Genomic DNA, 21313 nt, shown 5'->3' with positions numbered 1-21313 from the left:
CATGGTGCGCGCCGGGGCTGCCTTCGCGGCTGCGACCCTGATGCTGGCGGCGTCGGCCTGTCGCGCCCAGACCCCCTATGTCCCGACCGAGCGCCCTGCGCCGGGTGAGACGGTCTGCGGTCAGCCGGTCTGTGGTGCGGACGCCCTTCATCCGGCCTTCCAGCGACTGGAGGCCACCGAGCGCGGCGAAGGCCGGTTCCGCATCCTTCAGATCGGCGACAGCCATACGGCGGGCGACCAGATCAGCGGTCAGGTACGCGGCCGGATGCAGGCGCGCTTCGGGCGCGGCGGACGGGGAATCCTGCCGCCCGGTGTACCCTATGCCGGCTATGCACCGCGACAGGCGACGGTCGAGGCGAGCGGGGCGACCTATCTGCCGGCCCCGCTGATCGCGGGTGGTACGCGCGTGCCCATGGGACTGGCGGGCGGGCAGGGGCGTCTGGAGCCCGGCGACGACCGGTTGATCCTGACGCTCGATCCCGGGGTGCCGCTCGACCGTGTCGGTGTCTGCGGTCAGGCCGGACCCGACCGGGGCACCCTGTGGCTTATCCCGGACATCGGACTGGCCCACCCGGTCGTATTCCGCGGCGAGAAGGCCCGGCCCCTGTGCGCGGAGGTCGCAGTGTCCGCAGCGGCCACCCGCCTGACCCTGATCGCCTCCGACGGTCCGGTGGTTCTGGATGATGTGCGGCTGGAGTCGGCCGGTGGGCTGAGCCTGTCCAATCTCGGGGTGGTGGGTTCGACCCTGATGGACATGGGAGGGCGCGACGAGGCCACGGCCCGCGCCCAGCTGGGCGCCGATCCCCCCGACCTGATTCTCCTCGCCTATGGCGTCAACGAGGGCTTCGACGCGGGGCTGGACCCGGTGGCCTATGAACAGGCGCTGCGAGCCCGCATCGCCTGGCTGCGGGCCGTGGTACCGGACGCGGCCCTGATGATCCTGCTGGCCCCTGAGGGGCTTCGCCGTCGCGCACCGGCCTCCGGACCGGAACGCTGGTCACAAAGCTGTGGCAGCGAGGGCGAATGGCAGGTGCCGCCCACCCTGGCTCTGGTCCGGGATGTGCAACGCCGTGTGTCCGAAGACTTGGGTGTGGCATTCTGGGACTGGTACGGGCGTATGGGCGGGGCATGTTCAGCGGATCGACTGGCGGGCGCGACCGATCCCCTGATGCGGGGGGACCGGGTGCATTTCACCGCAGCCGGGGCCGAGTGGATCGGCGACATCCTGGCCGATGACCTGATGGCGACCTATGACGGCTGGCGCGCCGCACGGACGGGCGGGGACTGAGGCATGCTGTTCCCGACGCTCGCCTTCGGCGTCTTCTTCCTGTTCGTCTATTTCACCTCGTGGTCGCTGGATCGCGAGAACGGCCGGCGCAAGCTGTTCCTGCTGCTGGCCAGCTGGTTCTTCTATGCCCAGTGGGACTGGCGGTTCGTCGGCCTGCTGATTCTGTCCGCGGTGCTGAACTGGGGCGTGGCCGCCCTGATCGCGCGCAACGACAACGACAGTCAGCGCAAATGGCTGGTGGCGCTGGGCGTCGCCGTGAACCTGATCATCCTCGGCTTCTTCAAATACTACGGCTTCTTCGTCGAGCAGATGGGCGCCCTGCTGGCCCAGGTCGGCTGGGAACGCGACCTGCCGCTGTTGCAGGTGGTGCTGCCGGTCGGGATCAGCTTCTTCACCTTCCAGGGCATCAGCTATGTGGTGGATGTGCACCGCCGCAAGACCGAGCCGGCCAACAGCCTGCTCGACGTCATGCTGCTGATGAGCTTCTTCCCGCATCTGGTTGCGGGGCCGATCGTGCGGGCGTCGGACCTGCTGCCCCAGTTCGCCAAGGCACCGCGCCTGACGCGCGAGGCAGCGACGCTTGGCCTGCTGCTGATCGTCTGGGGGCTGTTCAAGAAGACGATCATCGCCTCGGAGCTGGCGGTCAATCTGGTCGATCCGGTGTTCTTTGACCCCTCGGCCTATGGCGCGGGCGACATTGCCGCGGCGGTCTATGGCTATGCCGTCCAGATCTATTGCGACTTCTCGGCCTATTCGGACATGGCCATCGGGATCGCGGCCCTGCTGGGCTATTCCTTCCCGCGCAATTTCGACCAGCCCTATCGTGCGGCCTCGATGCAGCAGTTCTGGCGGCGCTGGCACATCAGCCTGTCCAGTTGGCTGCGCGACTATCTGTATGTGCCGCTGGGGGGCGGCAAGAAGGGGCTCGTCTCGTCCAGCATCAATGTGATGATCACCATGCTGCTGGGCGGGCTGTGGCACGGGGCGGCCTGGACCTTTGTCGCCTGGGGCGCGCTGCACGGCGGGGTGCAGGTGATGGAGCGGGTCGGACGGGCGATCGTCGGCGATCGCAAGGTCATCCCGACCGTGATCGGCGTGCTGATCACCTTCCATATCGTCTGCCTGGGCTGGATCCTGTTCCGGGCCGAAACCTTCGACCTGGCCATGGCCATGCTGCAGGGGTTGGGCCGGATGGGACCGCTGGCCCTCGCCACGCCCTTCATGCTGGGGCTGATCGTCATCGGTCTGGGTATGCACTGGCTGCCGCCGCGCGCGGCCGAGGGGCTGGCGGTGCGCCTGAAGGCCGCGCCGTCCCTGACGCTGGGCCTGCTGATCGGGGCGGCCTTCCTGCTGGTCGAGGCCATGCGCCCGGACGGCGTGGCGCCCTTCATCTATTTCCAGTTCTAGGGGAGGGTAGAGCACCATGGCCGATCACCCCGATGATCCGAACGAGCCGCGCGATCCGCTGGACCCGTTCCCCACGGATTTTCCCGCGCCGCCCCCCTCGCGCTTTCCGCCCGTCGGTCAGGAGGTCGCGCCGCCGACCGACAGCCCGGCCGAAGCGCCGGTCGATCCGACCGATCCGCCCAGCGACTGGAACGACCGGGCCGACGCCCACGATATGCCGGTCGAGACGGAGAAGGTCAGTCGGCTGAAGGTTCTGGGGCGTCTGGCCTTTCCGCCCCCGCCGCCGGCGGACGAGGCGACCCTGGCCGCCCGCGACCGTCGCTGGACCAGCCGTGTGATCGTGATCGTCGCGGTCTTCATGCTGATTTTCAACGGGGCCTCGATCCAGAACTGGGCCCGGCAGCAGCCGCCCAACTGGTTCACGGTGACCGTCCAGCAGATCGCCGACGTCTGGATGGGTCAACTCGCGCAACTCGGCGCCGACAAGCCACGTCAGGGCATCCGCGAAACCTATCAGGAAGCGCACGACGCCCGCTTTCCGGAACAGGACCCCGCCTGAGGCAAACGCGCGCTTGACCGCCGCGCACGGGCGCCCCTAGCTTGCCGCGCCTCCATGTCGGGGGTGATCAAGGGGGTGAGTACCATGCGGCATCGTCACTGGATGAACGGACTTTCGGCTCTGGCGATGGCGGGCGTCCTCGTGGCGCCCTCGGTGGTGCTGGCGCAGAGCGCGGCCACCGATCCGATCGCCTATCAGCAGCCCCCCGCGCCGATCGCGCAAATCCTGGACACCAAACCGAGCGCCGCGCCGAGCCTGAGCCCGGATCGCGATACCCTGGCCCTGTTCGACCGGTCGAACCTGGCGCCCATCTCCGAACTTGCCGAGCCGATGCTGCGGCTGGGCGGCTATCGCATCAATCCGCGCAACACCGGCCCGGCCAACAGCCGCGTGAGCTGGCTGACGGGCCTCAGCCTGAAGGGGCTGGACGGCGCCGAGGCCGAGGCCGTCGCCCTGCCGGAGGGCGCGCGCTTCACCGCGCCCAGCTGGTCGCCCGACGGCAGCGGCATCGCCTTCCTGATGGACGAGCCCGAGGGTCTGGCGCTGTGGGTCGTCGATGTGGAGAGCCGTGAGGCCCGCCGCCTGACCGCGCCTATCGTCAACGCCGCCGCCGGCACGGGCGTAGACTGGCTGCCCGACAGCTCGGGCCTGCTGATCAGGGCCATTCCGGAGGGCCGGGGTGCCGCCCCGGACGTGACCCGTCCGCCGTCCGGCCCGATCGTCGAGCAGAGCATGGGCCGCGCCGCCCCGGTCCGCACCTATCAGGACCTGCTGTCCAATCCGGGCGACGAGGCCCTGTTCGAACACTATTTCACCAGCCAGCTGATGGTGGTGCCGCTGAACGGCACGCCGAAACGCATCGGCCAGCCCGGCGTGTTTCTGGACGCCGCCCTGTCGCCGGATGGCCGCTTCATCCTGCAGACCGTGGCCAAGCGCCCCTTCAGCTATGTGGTGCCCGCGCGCCTGTTCCCCGCCGATGTGGTGGTCACCGACCTGAACGGGCGCCAGGTCCACCGGGTCGCCGACCTGCCGCTGCGGGACAATGTGCCGACGCCGTTCGACGCTGTACCGACCGGCCCGCGCTCCGTGCAATGGCGCGCGGATGCCGACGCCACCCTGGTCTGGGTCGAGGCGCTGGACGGGGGCGATCCCGCCAATGAGGTCGCCGCGCGTGACCGGGTGCTGATGCTGCAGGCGCCCTTCAATGGCCAGCCGACGACCCTGATCGATCTGCCGGAGCGTTATGCCGGGATCCAGTGGGGCCGCGATGACGTCGCCCTGGTGAATACCCGCTGGTTCAACACCCGGCACGAAGCGCGTTATGTCGTCGATCCCTCGAACCCCGGCTCGGGGCGGGTGCTGATCGATCGCAATTATCAGGACCGCTACAACGATCCGGGCTATCCGGTCATGGAGCCGAACGGGCAGGGGCGCACCCTGATCCGCTTCACCGACGATGGCTCGGCCATGGTCATGAGCGGCGCGGGCGCGACCCGTCAGGGCGAATATCCCTTCATCGCGACCATGGACCTGGCCACCGGCGAGCGCACCGAGCTGTGGCGGTCGGCCCAGGGTGAGTATGAGACCCTTGTCGGCTTCCTCGACGGGGACGGCACCCGGCTGATCACGCGCCGCGAGACCCTGACAGAGCCGGCCAACATCCAGTTGCGCGACCTGTCGGACGGCCGCCGGACGGCCCTGACAGCCTTCCCCGATCCCGCCCCGCAACTGGCCGGGGTGACCCGTCAGCTGATCACCTACGAGCGGGCGGACGGCGTGCAGCTGTCGGGCACCCTCTATCTGCCGGCCGGCTATGACAAGGATCGTGACGGGCCCCTGCCACTGTTGATGTGGGCCTATCCGGCCGAGTTCACCGACGCCAGCGTGGCCGGGCAGGTGGTCGACACCGCCAACCGCTTCGTGCGTCCCGGTGGCTCCAGCCATCTGTTCCTGCTGACCCAGGGCTATGCCATCCTGGATGACCCCTCCATGCCGATTATCGGGGCGGAAGGGACGGAGCCCAACGACACCTATATCGAACAGCTGTCCGCCTCGGCGGCGGCGGCGGTCGATGCTGTGGTCGAGCTGGGCGTCGCCGATCGCGACCGCATCGCCGTCGGCGGGCACAGCTATGGCGCCTTCATGACGGCAAACCTGCTGGCCCATACCGACCTGTTCCGCACGGGCATCGCGCGCTCTGGCGCCTATAACCGGACCCTGACCCCGTTCGGCTTCCAGGCCGAGCAGCGCACCTACTGGCAGGCGACCGAGACCTATACGGAGATGTCGCCCTTCACCTATGCCGATCAGGTCAATGAGCCGATCCTGCTGATCCACGGCGAGGCGGACGACAACTCCGGCACCTTCCCGATCCAGTCCGAGCGCTTCTATGCGGCGCTCAAGGGCCATGGCGCCACGGTCCGCTATGTGGTGCTGCCGCTGGAAGCCCACGGCTATCGCGCCCGGGAGTCGGTGGGCCACACCCTGTGGGAGATGAGCCGGTGGCTGGATCAGTACGTCAAGAACGCCGGCCCGCGCGAGGACTGAGCCCTCCGTTCGGATAGCGTCAGTTTTCGACAGGTGCAGTCTGGTCGAGGCATGGCACCCTCCCCGGGAAACCAAGGGAGGGTGCCATGTTCCATCGTGTGAAGCTGGCCGGGGCGGTCGTTCTGGCGTCCTTGTCGCTGGCGAGCTGTGAGTCGCTGATCACGGGCGGGGACCTGATCCGGGAGGGCGAGCCGATGGCGCGGTTCACATTTGAGAATCGGTCACGCGACCAGCCTTTCGACACCATTCTGATCTCGACCTGCGAGGCGTCGTCCTACGGTCTGGACCGCCTGCCCAACGGCGTGGTCATCCGTCCGGGCCAATCCTACACGTGGGACGTCTCGGCCGGCTGCTATGATACCATGGCCGGCAATGTCGGGGACGGATCCACCCGCAAACGGATCAACATTCCGCCGGGAACGCACTTCACGCTGTTCTATACCGGCGAGGGGGCCGACCCCTATCGGCAAGAAGTTCGCTAGCAGCGGGTCGGCGCGCCCGCCCGGCAGACGGGCGCATCCCGATCCTTCTCCTGCGTCAACCGCGATGTTCGCTAGGCTGGGCGGACACAGAATCGTTTGACGAGGGCCCCATGTCTGATCTGAACCGCCTGCTGATGACCCGGAAGTCCGATCTGGGCGAGACCCTGTTGGATACCGTCCCCGCGCCCGAGCCTGTTGAAGGCGAGGTGGTGCTGGCGCTGGACCGGTTCTCGCTGACGACCAACAACATCACCTATGCGGCGTACGGGGACGCCATCGGCTACTGGAAGGTCTTTCCGACCGGGCGGGACGACTATGGGCTGATGCCGGTCTGGGGCTTTGCCGATGTCGTGGAGTCGCGCGCCGAGGGGATCGAGGTCGGGGCGCGGGTGTTCGGCTATTTTCCCATGGCCGACCGGCTGGTGGTCCAGGCCGAGAAGATCAGCAAGGGCGGGTTCGCCGACGCGGCGCCTTGGCGCAAGGCGGTGCCCGATATCTACAACCGCTATGTGCTGTGCGCCGCCGACGCCAACTATGACGTGGCGCTGGAAAATCCGGAGGCCATTTTCCGACCGCTGTTCATCACATCCTATACGGCGGTGGATTTCCTGCGCGAGCACGACTTCTTCGGTGCCAGACAGGTGGTGGTGTCCAGTGCTTCGTCCAAGACGGCCTATGGCGCGGCCTGGTGCATGGCCGGCGACGACGTGCGGCTGATCGCCCTGACCGGCGCACGCAACCGGGCCTTCGTGGAGGGGCTGGGGGCCTATCAGGAAGTCTGCGGCTATGACGAGATCGAAAACCTGCCGACCGGCGTGCCGACGCTGTATCTGGACCTGGCGGGCGATCCCGACCTGCGGCGGCGGGTGCACGCCCGGTTTGGGGCGGACCTGACCTATGACTGCCTCGTCGGCTCGACCCAGGGTGACGCCTTTCCGACGGACGATCCCGAGCTGGTCGGACCGAAGCCCCGGTTCTTCTTCGCCGCGACCTGTCTGGACGCCCACCGGGAGCGCGGGACGCTGCGCGCCTTTTATGAGCGCTTCTTCGCCGACCAGCGGGCTTTCTTCGAGCGGGTGATCGACCCGGCCGCGCCGTGGATCCGCATCGTCGAGTACCCGGGGCTGGACGCGGCGGCGAAGGTGGTGCGGTCACTCGCCGACGGCGTATCGGACGCCGCGGAAGGGGCGGTGGTCCGCTGCCGTCCGGTTCAGGCGAGCCGTGTCGCAGACTGAGGAAACGATGGTGGGTGATGTAGGGCTCGAACCTACGACCCGCTGATTAAGAGTTGGCGGACCCCTGTGGGCGGGTCAATGAAATCAATCGCTTGCGGCCGGGCGGTCGGGCGTTTCCGGGTGGTTTCGGGCGCCATCGGGTGCCGAAGTCGCACGGTTTTGGAGGGCAGCTAGAGCGCGTACCCCTTCCGGGTCAGATAGGCGTCATAGGCCGCGCGGCCCTGTTCGGCGAGGGCGGGGTTGATGTCGCCATAGTGGGCGTCGGCCAGGTTCTTCATGTTCGCGCGAGACTGCAGGGTGCGGCTGGCCTTCAAGGTGTCGTCCATGCCGGCCTCGTCCATCCAGGTGAAGGCGGTATCGCGCAGGTCGGCGTCGGTCTTGGCGGCGACCGAGGGCATGGTGCGGGCGGCCTCGGCCCGGACAAAGGCGAAGCGCTTGCGATAGAAACTGCCGTCGTCGTGGTTCATGGGGCCCTTGAGCGTGGCGGACCAGATGACGTGCGTCGGGTGGGCGTCCATGTCGGCGTGGCGGCGGCGGATATCGGCCACGCGGGCCCGGCCGAGGGCCGTCAGCGGGGTGCCGCCCCGGCGCCCGGTTTTCTGGCGCCCCTGCTGGCCCGTGAGGGCCATGTCATTGCGCAGCCGATCCCAGGGCAGGTTGAGGCGGTCGGTCTGGGACCAGCTGAGGTCCAGCCCCAGCACGATGGCATCGCCGATTTCGGGCAGGCCCATCGCGTCGGCGGTGCGGACCATGTGGCGGATTTCGTCGAAGGTCCAGGTGACGATGCGGCCCTGCGGCGTCTCGCGCGAGACCTCGCTGGCCCAGTTATGGATGGTGCGGCTGCGCCATTCGCGCGCCCAGCTGAGGAAGGAGCCGAAGGCGGCCAGGGTGGCATAGGCCTGATTGACCCCGGCGTGGGCATGCAGGGCCCAGTAGGCATCGCGCAGCGGATCCTTGATGCCGCCGCGGGCCTCGAACGGGGCCAGCGTCTGGATGTGCAGGGCCTTGACCTGGGCGACGGCGCGGGCCTGTGCCGCCGTGGCGCGGGCGTCGTCGCGGGGTGCCTGTTCGGCATAGCCGGCGAGGGCGTCGAGCCCCCGCTTGATGGCCTTGCGATAGCCGTCACGGGTGCGCGGCTTGAGCCGGCCGAACACGTCGGAGGCATACCAGCTGTCCAGCAGCGGGCCGATGCACAGGGGGTCGCTGGGCACGGGGGCGCCCGCGTCGTCGCGGTCATCCAGCCGGGCGTCGGCCGGGGCGATGGCGACAAAGGCCGGGTCGATGGGCAGGCCCGCGCGCCAGTCGGCCACGGTGGCATTCAGGGCATGGGCGCGGTCGCGGCTGGCGCCATCCGACAGCCAGCGGCCCGTGGCGTCCTTGAGGTCCAGCCCGCGCCAGCCCGCGCGGCGCAGGGTGGGCGAGGGCGTCCAGCGCGGTCGCCCGTCGCGCCATTGCCAGTTGGCGGGCGCATCGCCATGCCGCCGCAGACGGCGGGCCGGGGTGGATTTTGTCGATCGAGACACGGCGGTTCTCCGTCGCCATGGAAGCGGGCAGGGTGACGGCGCCCGCGAAAGGGGTCAAGGCCGGGCCGTCAATCCCGGGGCGGCATGGCCCCGCCCGGCGGCACGTGCACCTCGCGCGGCTCGCGGTTGATGACCAGCACATAGGCAATGCCGGGTGACAGGGCGCGCAGCCGGTCGAACAGGGCGGTGGCGTCCTCGACCGTGGCCATGGCCTGGGCCGTCCAGCCACCGGCCAGCCGCGCCTCGACCGCATGCGGCAGGGTGGACGGGCAAGGGGCGGGGGCGGGGGTCATGGGGTGGCCCTCGGCACATAGCACTGGCCGGTCCCGCAACAGCCGTACTCAATGCAGTCGAGGCTCTTGCAGATGCGGCGCCGCCCAGATCCCCCGCAGCTGTCGCACGTCTTTCGGCCGCTTAGCCCTTCGAGGGTTCCCCGGCCCCGGCACGTCCCACACTGGACAATACGGTCGCTCACGATCCCGCCTCCTGTTGCTCGGGCTCAAGGGTGAAGTCGACCCGCCCCTTGCTCGTCCGGTAGCTGTCGGCCAGCATCTGACGGGTGACGGTGTGCCGCCCCCGCCGGTGCAGGACATGCAGCAGGGTGTCGACCGCCTGGCTGGGCTTCCATGCCGACAGGCCCGTGTCCTCGCCGTTCAGATAGATGACGCGCTTGGCGTAGGCGGGGGCGGTCATGGGCGCTCGACCTCGAAGGTGACGACCCAGACCCACGGATTTGCGGCCCAGCTGTCGGGGCCGTTGATGCCCGACCAGAGTGAGCGGAAGGCGCGCGCGGCGGTTTTCTCGTCGATCTGCGTGCCGTTGACGCCGAAGTGTCGCCCGCCGTCCCTATCGGGCGGGCCCTGAATGATGACGCCCTCGGCCTCGGCGTCGCTCTCGCTGATATCCTGCAGCCGCTCCACCCGCACGTCGCTGACCGCCAGCGTCAGGCGCGAGGCCCAGCGGGGCATGTGGATGGAAGGGCGCCAGCCCTCCTGCATCGGTCGCGGCGGATACTTCGACTTGGCCAGTTCGATCGGCACGTCGCGGTGCATTTCCGTCCAGCTTTGCCTTTGAGAAGCGGCATAGACGATCACCGACAGGTTGGTGAACCGCTCATGCTCGGTCCACGTCTCCTTAACCCACAGCCGGTCGCCGGGGACGCCGTAGGGGCAGCGGACTGCGTGCTCGGCCGAGCCGGTAAAGGCGCGCCACAAGCGGCCCGAATAGCCGTGGATCCTGTAGCCTTCGGGCGAGGCGATACGCAGCTGTTCGGCCTCGGCGGCCGCTGAGACCGGCGGCTTCACGATGCGCCGCGTCTGGGTTTTCCTGCCGTCCAGCAGGGCCCGGACCATCGGGCCAGAGAAAAGAATGGGACGTTCGGTCAAGGTGCTGGCTCCACCAGTATCTGTTGAAGGATGCCGTCGCCGCCCAGGGCGGTGCGGGCGTCGGCGGGGTCGGTGCCGCCCTCGACGGCGGCGACATAGGCGGTGAGGGGTTCCACCCCGGCCTCGATCACGGCGCGATCCGCCACCGCCGAGGCCACGGCGGGGTCCGCCGTGATGCCCCGGTGCGACAACTCAAGCGTCAGTGCCGAGGCGATCCGGTCGCGGAGGTCGGAGAGGACGGTCATGCGGGAAAGCCGTCGTGCAGCTGGCCGTCGAGGTGGCGGCCGACGGCCTTCTTGCCGAGGCAGGCAATGCCTGCATCGCTGGCCCATACACCGTTCCCGACCGCGCGCAGTTCGCCGGTCGCGCTGAGCCAATGCGTCGGCCGATCCGTCGCCGCCCATGCCCCCCACTGCTTGAACAGGAAGGGCACGCCCGCCTCGGCGCACTGGTCGCGCAGCTGGCGGGCCCAGTCGGGGTGCATGGGCCGGGCGCCCGACCCGCTTTCGCCGCCGGCGACAACCCAGTCGATGCGGGGCATTGCGTTACCCTCTTCATCGCGCGGGCTGGCGCGCCACCTGCCGGTCAAGGCGTTGATGCGGACGCACTCGTCATCAGTCGGGAGGCCGGGAAGCCCCCGCAAGCCGACCGGCCCCAGCAGGGGCTCGGCGCTGATCCAGCGGACGGCGGCGGGGGTGTCGAGCAGGATGGGGATACGGTCGTCGGCGCGGGTCTGATCCTCGACCGAGACGCCCAGCCAGACGTTGGGGAGGGGCCGACGCGGCCATGCTGGCCGGCCGATCAGGCTTCCCTCGACCGTCCAGAAGCGGTTCTGATCGAAGAGTTTGTCGCCGGTGATGATCCGGTCGATGGTGAGGTTGATACGGGACCAGCGGTCCTCGGTGTGGGCGGGTCTGGCCGGGATATCGAGGCCAGCGACGTGCATTGCTGGCTGAGCGGGAACTTGCCACGTCTCGGCGAAATACGCCCGCATCCGCTCGGGCCGCTTGGTCAGCACCTGAAAGGTGTGCTGGGGACACAGCGCCATGACGGCGAAGATCTGGTCCAGCCATTCGTCGGGCACCCCCTCATGGAACAGGTCGCCGTGGGCGCAGACGAAGATCATGCGCGGCTTGGTCCACCGCAGGGGTTGGGTCAGCCATTCGGCGTTGAAACGGACCTGACCATTCCACACGGGCCCAGCCTTGCTGTCGATCGTCAGGCCCGCGCGGCTGGGGTGGTGCTGCAGCCGGGTGCCCGCCAGCTTCATTGCATAGCAGTTCGTGCAGCCGGGAGAGACGACGGAACAGCCGGTGATGATGTTCCAGGTCGCGTCGGTCCATTCGATGGGGGTCTGGTCAGCCATCACCCCACGCCCCCGGCGCCGCCCACGGTCGCCTGGGCGATGATCCAGAGGATGATGGCCAGCAGGGTTAGCAGGATCGACAGGCTGAAATCCGGGCCGGTGTCGGTCGGGGTGACGCGGCGCGGGGATGTGCGGCGGCGGAACATGGATCAGGCCCTATGTTGCATGAGGGAAAACAGGGTCTCGCGGTCGCGCGACAGGCGCGGCGGGGCGGGGCGCCCGGGGCGAGGGTCATTCTGGTTGGCGGGTGCGCCAGTTTCGGGCGCAAGCACGGCGGCGCGCTGTTCGGCCTCGGCGCGGATCAGCCATGCCTGACAGGCGGCGGCGTTCCAGCGCAGGGGCGCGGTGTCGACGGGCGCGGGAAACCCCCGCCGCACCCAGCCCCGCCACCCCTTGCGCGCCGTGTCGTAGTGAACGCCCCGGAAGGCGGCCACCTGTGACAGGGTGAGCAGGGACGGCAGGGCAGAGGGGCGTACTGGGGCCGGGGAAGTCATGGCGTCAGGCCCAGCCGACGATCTGGAGGCGCAGCTGGCCGTTGGCGTCGGGGCGCCAGCTGCGGTCCTGATGGGTGTGATAGGCCCAGAGGCGCTTCCAGTCGGCAAAGCCCGCGAGGTTGGCCAGGGCCTTGCGCGCCGCATCGAGCGAGGCGGGCGGGGTGCCGTTCTCGGCGGCCAGCACGGCATAGGCCAAGCCCGTCCCCGGGATGGTGCGCCGGGGATCGATCACCCGCACAAGGCCATGCTCGTCGATGACGACGGAAGCGCGGAAGACGCATTTGGTTTCCAGCACCCGCCGGCGGGCGACCTGACCCGAGGCGGCGGCGTCGATGAACAGGGTATCGCCCGGCTCGGCATGGGGTGAATGCGGGGACCGCTCGCCGCCCATGATCAGACGCATGCGGGGCTTGGCCGCGGGCCGGCATTTGCGGCCCTGACTGGCGGTGATGACATAGACTGGCATGGTCAGACCTCGCCCAGGGCCGACAGGTACAGGTCGAAGATCGCCTCTTCTTCCTGACGCTTGGCCTTGTCCTGCTTGCGGGCGCGCAGCACCTTGCGCAGCACCTTGACGTCGTAGCCCTCGCCCTTGGCCTCGGCGAAGACCTCCTTCATGTCGCCCGCGATGGCGTCGGCGTCTTCCTGCAGGCGCTCCAGGCGTTCGATGATTGTGCGAAGGCGCCCCTGGGCCGTGGCCGTCAGGACGTCGGGGGATGGGGTGTCGGGGGTGTCAGCCATGGGGCGCTCCAGCGTGAAGGGGTGCCTCGCCGGGCCTGTCGACCCCGACCCTGCGTCGCCTCGCCTGGAAAGCGGAGGGGGATTGACGCGACGCCCGGCACCGTCCGGCCCGGCGAGACTAGCGAATGCGCAACAAACGACAGGTTCGTCGTAGCGTTATTCGCTATGAGCGCAATGAAGATAGCGATTTACGCAAGGTGTCAAGCCTGTTGTTGCGGGTCTAGAATGGAGCCGGCGAGAGGGAGGGTTTGCAGAATGAGAAAGTTAGCTGCCGCGATAGGTGTCGGCCTGCTGGCCTTGGCGCCCGGGGCCTCGGCCCAGGTGTTCGGCTACAGCCATGGGACGTTCACCGCCTGGATGGGGCGCCTCGAATGGGAGCCTGATTGCAGGCGCCTTGAGCCGCAGAGTTACGAGCGCAACAGCGGCTATGCGTTCGATTTAGCCTTGCAGGCATGGGGCCGCTGCGTCGATGAGCAGGGAGCGGCTGATCTTCGGGTAGCGGCGCGCGCGATCGAGGACGGGAAAAAGCAGGCCGCCGAGGACTTGGTGAACCGGCTGGCGCGTGGGTACTAGCGCCGCATGGTCGCGGCGTGGATGGCCTTTATATCAGTTTCTAGCAGCCGGATTTCCTTTTCAGGATTGTATTGCCACAGGAAAATATAGCCGTCTCGCCTGCCGCGATACTGCTTGACCAGGCCGGTGCCGTCCTTCAGCTCGACCACGCAGTCACCGAAACGAGTGGGCGTGACGTTCAGGGAGACCACCACGGTCTCGCCCGAAAACAGGCGAGGTTCCATGCTGTCACCGACAACGCGGATGGCGATGACGTCCCCCCGTAGGAGACCAGCAGGCAGTTCGATGTGGTCAAGGATCTGATCGGAGGCCATGGCCACGCGATCATCGTCGCCGGCGGCGGCATAGCCATAGACCGGCACCCTGATCGAGGTGCGCTCGGCCACAGGTGCGCGTAGATCGAAGAACGCCTCGACCTGCGCGGCCTCGCTCGGCGTCAGCTCGCGGTCGCTGTTGACAAGACGGCTGATGACAAAGGGTGAAACGCCCATGTGCGCGGCCAGCGCGACCTGTTTCTTGCCGGAGCGCTGGAGCAGCGCTTTGATGTCGGAACCCTTCATGGCGCCGACTGTCGCGGGAAACGCGAAAAATTGCTGTTGCGCTGAAGAGCAAATCACCCGCTAGCTTTATAGCGTTTATCGCTAGAAGCAAAGCACACCATGAAAGAGCGCCTTAATCGAACGCCTGCCGCGCGTCTGATTGCCCGGTTCGGTGCCGCCGCGTTGGCCCATTGGTCCGGCCGTCACGTAAGCCGTGTGTATGCCTGGACGTGGCCGCTGAGCAAGGGCGGCACGGGCGGGCTGGTGCCGCTGCGGGTGCGACAGAGCATCCGCGAAGGGGCGCGGGCCGAGGGCCACGAGATTGCCCTCCACGAGTTCGAGCCGATGGCCGATGAAGTCTACGATCTGGGAGAGGCCGCATGACCGCGAGCATCCAGATTGCCGCATCGTGGTCGGCCAAGGTGGATCGTCGGGGCGGGCCGAATGCCTGCTGGCCATGGACAGGATCAACCACGGTGACGGGCTATGGGCTGTCGCGGGTGAAGGAGGGCGGGCGCTGGCGCACCGCCGGGGCGCATCAGATCGCGCACTATCTGGCGACGGGCCGCTGGGAGCGGCGGGAGGATGGTCGGCTGGTCCGGCATCTGTGCCACAACCGGCCCTGTTGCAACCCCGCGCACCTGAGAGGCGGGACGCCGAAGGACAACGCCCGCGACCGGTTCGCCCGCGTGTCAGGCCGGGCGCTGGTGCGGACCAACCCCTTCCTGTTGCCGGTCGCCGGTGTCGCCAACCGGGTCTTCCTGGGAGAGGCCGCATGATGCGCCCCCTGTCAGCCATCCATGCGCGGTGGGCGGAGGTCCAGAACGCCTTTCTGGTCCAGTTGGGACAGCAGTTGGTGAAGGCCGGCCTGAAGCTCCAGGGCGCCGTCGACGGTGAGGGCGAGTATGCCCGAGCGAACCGCGAGGCGTTCGCCCGTTTGGGTGATCATTTCCGCCGCGAGGCCGATGCGGATCACGCCATCCGAAAAGCCGAGGGCCACGGTGCGGTCGGCGAAGAGGACGGGCGGGTCCGGTGCTGGTGGGTTCTGGGGCATGACCAGAGGGTGCGGCGATTCCCGGCCGGGGGGCAGTCATGACCCGGGCCATCCCCTTTGCGAATGCCGCCTGGCTGGGCCTGTGCGATCTGGCGAAGCGGGCGGTGGCCGGCGATGAGGACGCCGCCGCCATGCTGGGTGTCGAGGCGGGCAAGCGGACCGCGATCGCGCCCCCGGTGCAGGGCGTGCTGGCGGTGTGCCTGTGCAATGAGTTCCGCTGGGCCTGTCAGTCGTTCAGCGCGCATGCGCCCGAGGACCGGCTGGAACGGCGCGGGAGCCTGAAAGCCCTGGAATGGCGGGTGCGGTCGCTGGTCGAGCCCCCCGCGCCGGAGCCCGCCGCCGATGCGGGGACCGATGGCGGGGCCGAGGCGCCGCCGGTCGAGCCGGGCTGGATGAAGCGGGCGGACCTGAATGGCTAGTCTGGATGATCTGGCACGGGCGCCGTCGCTTGGGCGTTACGTGCGAAGCGGTTGGGCGCGCGATGATGCCCGCGCCCGGGCGGCTTGGGTGCTGGCTGTCGAGGTGTCCGCCACACTGATGGCGGACGTGCGGTTCGCCAGTGTTTTCGAGGCGCCCGGCCGGGCAGGGCGGACGTCGGACAACAAGACGGCGATCGCCCGGAAGCTGGCCTGCTATCTGGCGGTGATCGTCGCCGACTGCCCCGTGACATGCGTCGCCAAGGCGTCGGGCCTGAACCGGAAAACGGTGGATGGTCATCTGACGGCCGTCGAGGACTGGCGCGAAGAAGAGGCGTGGGACGCCGTGATTGAGGCAGCCAGCCGCGAGTTGGTCGGCATGGCCGCGCAGGTCGTGTTCGGGGCGCTCGCTCTGGTGCATCCGGGCGAGGTGGCGGCGTGATTGATCTGACCGAGGCCGCGCACGATCTGGCGGCGCTGGGCTGGGCGGTCTTTCCGCTTCGGCCCCGGGACAAGAAACCCTATCCGAACACGCGCGGTCTGGAAGATGCCAGTCAGGACGTGGCCGAGGTGGTGGCGTGGTGGCATGGCGCCGCCACGCTGCCCCGAAAGGATCCGGGCAAGCCCGCCGCGCGGGCCGGACGGGCCGCGAACGTCGGGGTAGCGACGGGCGCCGGTTCGGGCTTCTTCGTTCTGGACGTTGATGGCCAGACGGGCATGGATAGCCTGTTGCGGATGACGCGCGCCTATAGCCCGCTGCCGCACACTGTGCGCCAGTCGACAGGGAAGGGCGGGCACCTGCTGTTTGCGTGGCCGGAGGGCCGCGAGCCCCGAAACCGGGCGGGCAGTCTGGGCCAGACCGAGAGCGGGGTGCGGCCCTATCCCGGGCTCGATATCCGGGGAGAGGGTGGCTATATCGTCGCCGCGCCGTCGATCCACCCGAGTGGGCGGCTGTATAGCTGGGCCGAGGGGTGCAGCCCGTTCGAGCGGCCCTTGGCGGCCGCGCCTCGCTGGCTTCTGGACCTCGTATGCCCGGTTGAGGAGCCTCGCCCGTCGCCCCGATCATCGGTGAACGTCGGCGTGGGTAATGAGGACGCCTATGGCCGCGCTGCCCTGCAGGGGGCCTGTGATGCGATCAGCGGCGCAAGGCCGGGAACCCAGAACGACACCCTGCATCGCCGGGCGTTCAGCATAGGCCGCCTGGTCGCGGGCGGGGTGCTTGATCGCCAGCGGGCCGAGGCGGCGCTGGTTGCGGCGGGCATGGCCATGGCATCAGGAAACCCGCGCGAGCCGTGGACCCGTCAAGCTGTGGCCAAGGCCGTCGAGCACGCCATGAAGCGCGCCGAAGGCTTTCCGAAAGCAGCGCCGCCCAAGCGGCAGGAGGGGGCGCGTTGAAGGTCGCAGACGATCCGATGATGGCGGCCCTGATGCCTGCTGATGGTGCCGACTGGGAAATGATGCACCTGCGCGAGCAGGCGGCGCTGGACCCGCCGCCCGGGTGCCCGCTGAAACTGCCGACCGGCGAGGAACTGGACCCCGGCATGTGGCGCGATCGGGCCGACCGCTGGACGGGTCTGCCGCCGGAATGCCCCGTCGTGCCGCTGGGCCGGACGCGGGGGTCCAGCTGGTTCCTGGACGCGCGGGGCGACATTGCCGAGTTGAAGGACAGTTCCAGCGGCAAGGGCCCGATCGGGGGCCTGTTCGCCGGGCGTAGCCGGTGGCTGGAATGGGCGTGGCCGCGCTATGGCAAGCCGCCGAAGGGCGGCGGGCGCGGGCCTGTCGTCGGCTGGGAAGCGGATGACGCGCGACAGGCGCTGGTCGATGCCTGTGCCTTCATGGGCACCTATGACCCCGACCGGATGCACGGCCGGGGGGCGTGGCGCGATGATACGGGCCTGCTGGCGTATCACGCCGGGGACCGGGTGTTTGTGAGCGGGGCGTGGCGGGCGCCGGGGCGGCATGGGGACTGGATTTATCCGGCGCGCCCTGCGCTGGCGGCCCCGGACCCCTCGCCGGTGCCGGACCTGCATGGGCCGGTCGATGACCTGCGCCGCGTGTTGCAGACGTGGAACTGGCGCCGGGCCGAGGTGGATGTGCAGCTGCTGCTGGGCTGGGTCGCCATGGCGTGGATCAGCGGCGCGCTGGACTGGCGGTCCATGCTGTTCGTGACGGGCGAGAAGGGCTGCGGCAAGTCGACCCTGCTCAAGGTCGTGTCCATGCTGTTCAGCTGGGGTCTGTTGAAGGCCAGCGACCCGACCGGGGCCTATCTGTACCAGAAGCTGGGCCACGACAGCATTCCGGTGCTGATCGACGAACTGGAAGCCGCCGCCGGCCAGAGCCAGCACAAGGTGATGAAGATTGTCGAGCTGATCCGCCAGGCGTCCTCGGGCGACAAGGTGGGCCGGGGGTCGAGCGAGGGCATTGCGCTGGAGTTCGAGTGCCGTTCGGCGTTCCTGTGTGGGGCGATCAACAAGCCGCCGATGCGCCAACAGGACCAGAGCCGGTTCGCGGTGCTGCAGCTGGACCCGTTCGAGACGGCCGAGGCGGATGCGCCGATCCCGTGGGACAGGCTGAAAGGCTGGGGCCGCCAGATCCTTCGCCGGATGCTGGACGGGTGGGCGCGCTGGCCCCTGACCCTGCGGGCGTTCAAGGCGGCCCTGATCGAACAGGGGGGGCACGATGCGCGGGGCGCCGACCAGTTCGGGGCCCTGCTGGCCGCCGCCCATATCGCCGAGTTCGACCATGATCCCCGGCCCGATGAGTTGAAGCGGTGGGCGACCCTGCTGAAAGCCGAGGCGCTGGATGAGACGGCCACCAAGACCGAGGACTGGCGCGAGTGTCTGGCGCACCTGATGGACAAGACGCCGGATGCGGTCAGGAACAGGCCGTCGAGCAAGCCCAACCTCGGGTCGCGGCTGGCCGTGTACCGATCTGATCCTAACGCGCTGACCGATCTGGTGGATTTTGCCGTCATGATGGGCTTGGCGATCAGCTTTCCGAAAGGCCAGCCCGAGACCTGGGCGCATGCGCGCCTGTTCATCCCGGCCAGCCACCCGGAAACTCGGCGGACCTTTGCCGGGACGACATGGGAGGGGGCCGAGGGGACCGTGGGGGTGTGGCATTCGACCCTGCAGCGGGCGCCGCGGGACATGATCTGGCCCGACCAGTGCGGGCGCGGCCTGGACCGCAAGCGCCACGGCGTGATGGTCCAGCTGGCCAAGGCATTCCCGGAGGTCGAGGGGGACTAGCCCTCGGCCAGCAGCAGGGCGCGCAGGGCGCCCAATTCCTTTGCGCGGGTTTCGACCATGGCCGCCAGGTCCCGCCGCCATGCGCGGGCGGCGGGGTAGTCGTGGCCCGCGCGGGCGGCCTCGGCCACCCGCTGGACCGTGCGCAGCTGGACGCCCAGGGCGCGCGCCATGTCCGATTGCCACGCCTCGCCATAGAGGGCCCGGCCGGTCATGGCGGTGAGGACGGCGGCGTTCGGGGTGTCAGTCATTGCAGAGTGCATCCAGTGCTTGCCAGCAGGCCCAATAGGCCCGCCATCCGGCGGCATAGGCGAAGGTGCAGCCCTCGAAAAGCCCTATGCCGTCCTGAGCGTCATAGAAGCCTTGGTGGTAATCCGGGTGCGTCTGGATCATCAGAAAAGCTCCTGCTGAGCGCGCGCAGCATCGTCGAACAGGCCTCCGGAGGGCAAGGGGGCGTCACCCCGACCCTTGGCGCGGCGCGCCTGTTCCATCGCAATCAGGCGGGCGGTGAAGGGCACGGCGGACACGCCGGGCACAAGATGCTGATCCTCGGGGCCGTCGTGCAGCTGGACGGTTTCGGTTTCGACCAGGCCGGTGATGACGCTGACCGCATCGGCGCCCCGACCCCGCGTGGTGGAGCGGAAGACGGCGCCTGCAAAGACTGCCTCGGCGATCAGGTAGGCCTCGTCCTGGCTGCGGGCCTGAATGAGGAACTGGATCGCTTGGGGTGTGGCCGCACGACACCGGCGGAAGTCGCCCAGCGTCATCCAGCGGATGCTGATGGCCGTGTCGCGGCGGGTGGCGAGGAAGAAGGTTTCCATGGTCAGCTCTCCCCCTGACGTCCAGTCAGGAAGTCGTGAACGAAGTCGGCCGCAACGGAGCAGGCGCGGTCGGCGGGCCAACTCGACACGTAGGCTCGATAGGGTTCACCCATGCCATGACCGCCCGGTGCCGCCTGAGGCACAAGGATGGTATCGGCCAGCTCTGCGCCCTCAGTGTCGTAGTCGATCACCACGACTTCCACAGGCACGCCGAGCGTCAGAACGTTCTGGACAATGCCGCCTTCAACGATGACGGCAATGCGGACGGGTTCTTGCATTTGATCGGTCCTTTCCGATGCTGGCCCCGACCCGTTGCCGGGGCCTATAGCTGTCGCAATACTACGACAGATGAGCCGCTGTCAAGCGGCGAGATATCCAGGAGGAGGGCGAGGGCGATCAGCCCTCGGCGTCCGAGGCCGCGCAGCGAGCCGCAGGCGAGCGGTACGCGCGGCCACCGCATTCACCACCCTGACCCGGACCCCGGACGGTCGACGATCTGGCTGCTGTTGCGCCCTCATACCCACCCACACCCGGACCCCCAGATGATGGACAGGCATGGCGCGGGGATGCCTGGGCTTCGGGGTGTGGGGGACTTCCACCGACTTCCGGAGCGGCTTCCACCGGAACGCGAGCGATCACAGACAGTTAGGCGGCGTGGAAGCGTGGAAGCGGTGGAAGTCGCTCGCGGCTCATTACGCGATGGATCGCACCTAAAAACAGTCGCGCAATGAGGAAAGCCCACTTCCACGCTTCTATCGCTTCCACCTTACCCCTGAGCCCGAGAACGCTGGAAAAATACCGGAAGTGGCCGTGGAAGCGGTGGAAGCCGACTAAAAAAGGGGCATTTAATGACAGGGGGGCTGGCGCTGACGGGAGGAGCGGACGCGCCGAAGCGGCGGGGCCGCCCGAAGGGGTCGCGGAACCGGCGCGCGGCGGACCTGGCGGCCTATGTCGAGGTCAAGACGGGCGGGACGGCGGCGCTGCACCTGGCCAAGTCGTGCCTGCCGACCGTCGCGGACGTGCGAAGGGCCGGCTCTCCGATCGAGGCGGAAATGGCGCTCGCGCGGCGGCGGGTCGAGGCCGCCCAGGCCGAGGCCGAGCGGCTGGACGGGGGCCTGCGCCAGCTGGTGCGGGATCAGCTGGCCGATCTGGTCGAGGGGCTGGAGCGCGGGACCGTCGACAACCTGGGCAAGCGGCTGGAGGCGCTGCTGGACGGCTGGGCGGTCCACGCGGGCAAGATGACGCTGGCGCAGGCCTTCGCGGCGGTGAAGGCCGAGCAGGTGGCCCTGCTGCCCTACACCGACCAGAAACAGCCCCAGAAGGTCGAGGTGAAGGACGACCGGCCGCTGCCCGTGCTGATGCTGGTCGGAGGATCTGGCGGCCCAGCTGCCGCGGCACCCGAAAGTGTGGAAAATCAAGGCGCTAGCTTCGCGCTCATTGAGCAGGTCGCACAGGACAGGTCGCACGACGGGGGCGAAGGCCAATGATTACAGCGCCTTGTCGTCCTCGGCCCGCTGATGGTGGATTAGCTGCCGCCGCGCGCGGCCTGGGCGGGTTCGGCGGTTCGCTCCCGAGGGCGGCGCACCCCCCCCGGGGGGGGCGACCCCCCACCCCCCAAATCGGACCCGGGCGTCATCC

The 21313-nt window shown here is 68.8% G+C and carries 30 protein-coding genes; 15 read left to right on the top strand and 15 right to left on the bottom strand.

Annotated elements, in window-relative coordinates:
- Position 1 precedes the first annotated feature (1 nt).
- The 6 genes from J7346_RS10100 to J7346_RS10075 all read left to right on the top strand — a co-directional run bounded on the left by J7346_RS10100 (position 2) and on the right by J7346_RS10075 (position 7518).
- The gene (locus tag J7346_RS10100) at positions 2 to 1288 is read left to right on the top strand and encodes a GDSL-type esterase/lipase family protein (protein WP_209119801.1); all 1287 of its coding nucleotides are present in this window, start codon (positions 2 to 4) and stop codon (positions 1286 to 1288) included.
- Between the two features lie 3 nt (positions 1289 to 1291).
- On the top strand, positions 1292 to 2695 hold the full coding sequence (locus tag J7346_RS10095; protein ID WP_209119800.1) for an MBOAT family protein: 1404 nt from the start codon (positions 1292 to 1294) through the stop codon (positions 2693 to 2695).
- A gap of 16 nt (positions 2696 to 2711) precedes the next feature.
- Complete coding sequence (locus J7346_RS10090; protein ID WP_209119799.1) at positions 2712 to 3254, top strand: hypothetical protein; 543 nt, start codon at positions 2712 to 2714, stop codon at positions 3252 to 3254.
- Between the two features lie 84 nt (positions 3255 to 3338).
- A complete protein-coding gene (locus J7346_RS10085; protein ID WP_245157784.1) occupies positions 3339 to 5801 on the top strand; it encodes a prolyl oligopeptidase family serine peptidase in 2463 nt (820 codons plus the stop codon).
- Between the two features lie 86 nt (positions 5802 to 5887).
- Complete coding sequence (locus tag J7346_RS10080) at positions 5888 to 6283, top strand: hypothetical protein (RefSeq protein WP_209119798.1); 396 nt, start codon at positions 5888 to 5890, stop codon at positions 6281 to 6283.
- Between the two features lie 110 nt (positions 6284 to 6393).
- Positions 6394 to 7518 (top strand): DUF2855 family protein, encoded by a 1125-nt coding sequence (locus J7346_RS10075; RefSeq protein ID WP_209119797.1) that lies wholly within the window; start codon positions 6394 to 6396, stop codon positions 7516 to 7518.
- A gap of 170 nt (positions 7519 to 7688) precedes the next feature.
- Here the strand turns inward: J7346_RS10075 and J7346_RS10070 are convergent, their stop codons facing one another.
- The 10 genes from J7346_RS10070 to J7346_RS10025 all read right to left on the bottom strand — a co-directional run bounded on the left by J7346_RS10070 (position 7689) and on the right by J7346_RS10025 (position 13027).
- A complete protein-coding gene (locus J7346_RS10070; RefSeq protein ID WP_209119796.1) occupies positions 7689 to 9041 on the bottom strand; it encodes a hypothetical protein in 1353 nt (450 codons plus the stop codon).
- A gap of 68 nt (positions 9042 to 9109) precedes the next feature.
- The gene (locus J7346_RS10065) at positions 9110 to 9334 is read right to left on the bottom strand and encodes a hypothetical protein (RefSeq protein WP_209119795.1); all 225 of its coding nucleotides are present in this window, start codon (positions 9332 to 9334) and stop codon (positions 9110 to 9112) included.
- A gap of 178 nt (positions 9335 to 9512) precedes the next feature.
- Positions 9513 to 9734, bottom strand: coding sequence for a hypothetical protein (locus tag J7346_RS10060; protein ID WP_209119794.1), 222 nt, complete (start codon positions 9732 to 9734; stop codon positions 9513 to 9515).
- On the bottom strand, positions 9731 to 10426 hold the full coding sequence (locus tag J7346_RS10055) for a hypothetical protein (RefSeq protein WP_209119793.1): 696 nt from the start codon (positions 10424 to 10426) through the stop codon (positions 9731 to 9733). Before J7346_RS10055 ends, J7346_RS10060 begins: the two co-directional genes overlap by 4 nt.
- Positions 10423 to 10671, bottom strand: coding sequence for a hypothetical protein (locus J7346_RS10050; RefSeq protein WP_209119792.1), 249 nt, complete (start codon positions 10669 to 10671; stop codon positions 10423 to 10425). The genes J7346_RS10055 and J7346_RS10050 overlap by 4 nt, the downstream gene beginning before the upstream one ends.
- On the bottom strand, positions 10668 to 11792 hold the full coding sequence (locus J7346_RS10045; RefSeq protein ID WP_209119791.1) for a phage Gp37/Gp68 family protein: 1125 nt from the start codon (positions 11790 to 11792) through the stop codon (positions 10668 to 10670). Before J7346_RS10045 ends, J7346_RS10050 begins: the two co-directional genes overlap by 4 nt.
- Positions 11792 to 11938, bottom strand: coding sequence for a hypothetical protein (locus J7346_RS10040; protein WP_209119790.1), 147 nt, complete (start codon positions 11936 to 11938; stop codon positions 11792 to 11794). Before J7346_RS10040 ends, J7346_RS10045 begins: the two co-directional genes overlap by 1 nt.
- A 3-nt stretch (positions 11939 to 11941) precedes the next feature.
- Complete coding sequence (locus J7346_RS10035) at positions 11942 to 12286, bottom strand: hypothetical protein (protein ID WP_209119789.1); 345 nt, start codon at positions 12284 to 12286, stop codon at positions 11942 to 11944.
- A gap of 4 nt (positions 12287 to 12290) precedes the next feature.
- Positions 12291 to 12752 (bottom strand): hypothetical protein, encoded by a 462-nt coding sequence (locus J7346_RS10030; protein WP_209119788.1) that lies wholly within the window; start codon positions 12750 to 12752, stop codon positions 12291 to 12293.
- A 2-nt stretch (positions 12753 to 12754) separates the two neighbouring features.
- Positions 12755 to 13027, bottom strand: coding sequence for a DUF2312 domain-containing protein (locus J7346_RS10025; protein WP_209119787.1), 273 nt, complete (start codon positions 13025 to 13027; stop codon positions 12755 to 12757).
- Positions 13028 to 13282: 255 nt separating this feature from the next.
- Between J7346_RS10025 and J7346_RS10020 the strand changes: the two genes are divergently transcribed.
- Positions 13283 to 13600: a hypothetical protein gene (locus tag J7346_RS10020; RefSeq protein ID WP_209119786.1), complete on the top strand. Its 318-nt coding sequence runs from the start codon at positions 13283 to 13285 to the stop codon at positions 13598 to 13600.
- Here the strand turns inward: J7346_RS10020 and J7346_RS10015 are convergent.
- Positions 13597 to 14160 (bottom strand): XRE family transcriptional regulator, encoded by a 564-nt coding sequence (locus tag J7346_RS10015; protein WP_209119785.1) that lies wholly within the window; start codon positions 14158 to 14160, stop codon positions 13597 to 13599. The genes J7346_RS10020 and J7346_RS10015 overlap by 4 nt on opposite strands.
- Before the next feature lie 99 nt (positions 14161 to 14259).
- On the opposite strand from J7346_RS10015, the gene J7346_RS10010 reads away from it, so the two are divergent.
- The 7 genes from J7346_RS10010 to J7346_RS09980 are packed head-to-tail and all read left to right on the top strand — an operon-like array spanning position 14260 to position 18857.
- Positions 14260 to 14523: a hypothetical protein gene (locus tag J7346_RS10010; RefSeq protein ID WP_209119784.1), complete on the top strand. Its 264-nt coding sequence runs from the start codon at positions 14260 to 14262 to the stop codon at positions 14521 to 14523.
- Positions 14520 to 14918 (top strand): HNH endonuclease, encoded by a 399-nt coding sequence (locus J7346_RS10005; RefSeq protein ID WP_209119783.1) that lies wholly within the window; start codon positions 14520 to 14522, stop codon positions 14916 to 14918. The genes J7346_RS10010 and J7346_RS10005 overlap by 4 nt, the downstream gene beginning before the upstream one ends.
- The gene (locus tag J7346_RS10000; RefSeq protein ID WP_209119782.1) at positions 14915 to 15235 is read left to right on the top strand and encodes a hypothetical protein; all 321 of its coding nucleotides are present in this window, start codon (positions 14915 to 14917) and stop codon (positions 15233 to 15235) included. The genes J7346_RS10005 and J7346_RS10000 overlap by 4 nt, the downstream gene beginning before the upstream one ends.
- Positions 15232 to 15612: a hypothetical protein gene (locus J7346_RS09995; protein WP_209119781.1), complete on the top strand. Its 381-nt coding sequence runs from the start codon at positions 15232 to 15234 to the stop codon at positions 15610 to 15612. The genes J7346_RS10000 and J7346_RS09995 overlap by 4 nt, the downstream gene beginning before the upstream one ends.
- Positions 15605 to 16051, top strand: a complete 447-nt coding sequence (locus tag J7346_RS09990; RefSeq protein ID WP_209119780.1) for a hypothetical protein — start codon at positions 15605 to 15607, stop codon at positions 16049 to 16051. Before J7346_RS09995 ends, J7346_RS09990 begins: the two co-directional genes overlap by 8 nt.
- Entirely contained in the window at positions 16048 to 17004 is a 957-nt protein-coding gene (locus J7346_RS09985) for a bifunctional DNA primase/polymerase (RefSeq protein WP_209119779.1), read from the top strand. Before J7346_RS09990 ends, J7346_RS09985 begins: the two co-directional genes overlap by 4 nt.
- Complete coding sequence (locus J7346_RS09980; protein WP_209119778.1) at positions 17001 to 18857, top strand: hypothetical protein; 1857 nt, start codon at positions 17001 to 17003, stop codon at positions 18855 to 18857. Before J7346_RS09985 ends, J7346_RS09980 begins: the two co-directional genes overlap by 4 nt.
- On the opposite strand, the gene J7346_RS09975 is transcribed toward J7346_RS09980, so the two are convergent.
- From J7346_RS09975 to J7346_RS09960, 4 genes are read right to left on the bottom strand one after another with little or no spacing between them, the layout of a single operon-like run.
- Complete coding sequence (locus J7346_RS09975) at positions 18854 to 19105, bottom strand: hypothetical protein (RefSeq protein ID WP_209119777.1); 252 nt, start codon at positions 19103 to 19105, stop codon at positions 18854 to 18856. The genes J7346_RS09980 and J7346_RS09975 overlap by 4 nt on opposite strands.
- A complete protein-coding gene (locus J7346_RS09970; RefSeq protein WP_209119776.1) occupies positions 19098 to 19247 on the bottom strand; it encodes a hypothetical protein in 150 nt (49 codons plus the stop codon). Before J7346_RS09970 ends, J7346_RS09975 begins: the two co-directional genes overlap by 8 nt.
- Positions 19247 to 19675 carry a hypothetical protein gene (locus J7346_RS09965; protein ID WP_209119775.1) on the bottom strand — a complete coding sequence of 143 codons (429 nt, stop codon included), beginning with the start codon at positions 19673 to 19675 and terminating at the stop codon, positions 19247 to 19249. The genes J7346_RS09970 and J7346_RS09965 overlap by 1 nt, the downstream gene beginning before the upstream one ends.
- A 2-nt stretch (positions 19676 to 19677) precedes the next feature.
- Positions 19678 to 19953 (bottom strand): hypothetical protein, encoded by a 276-nt coding sequence (locus tag J7346_RS09960; RefSeq protein ID WP_209119774.1) that lies wholly within the window; start codon positions 19951 to 19953, stop codon positions 19678 to 19680.
- Positions 19954 to 20523: 570 nt separating this feature from the next.
- On the opposite strand from J7346_RS09960, the gene J7346_RS09955 reads away from it, so the two are divergent.
- Entirely contained in the window at positions 20524 to 21162 is a 639-nt protein-coding gene (locus J7346_RS09955; protein ID WP_209119773.1) for a hypothetical protein, read from the top strand.
- Positions 21163 to 21313: the final 151 nt, after the last annotated feature.

It is taken from the genome of Brevundimonas sp. A19_0 (genome assembly GCF_017744255.1).
In the GTDB taxonomy this organism is placed as follows: Bacteria; Pseudomonadota; Alphaproteobacteria; order Caulobacterales; family Caulobacteraceae; genus Brevundimonas.
Note: the sequence above shows the minus strand (reverse complement) of the source record. Positions and strands in the feature narration are given on the sequence as shown.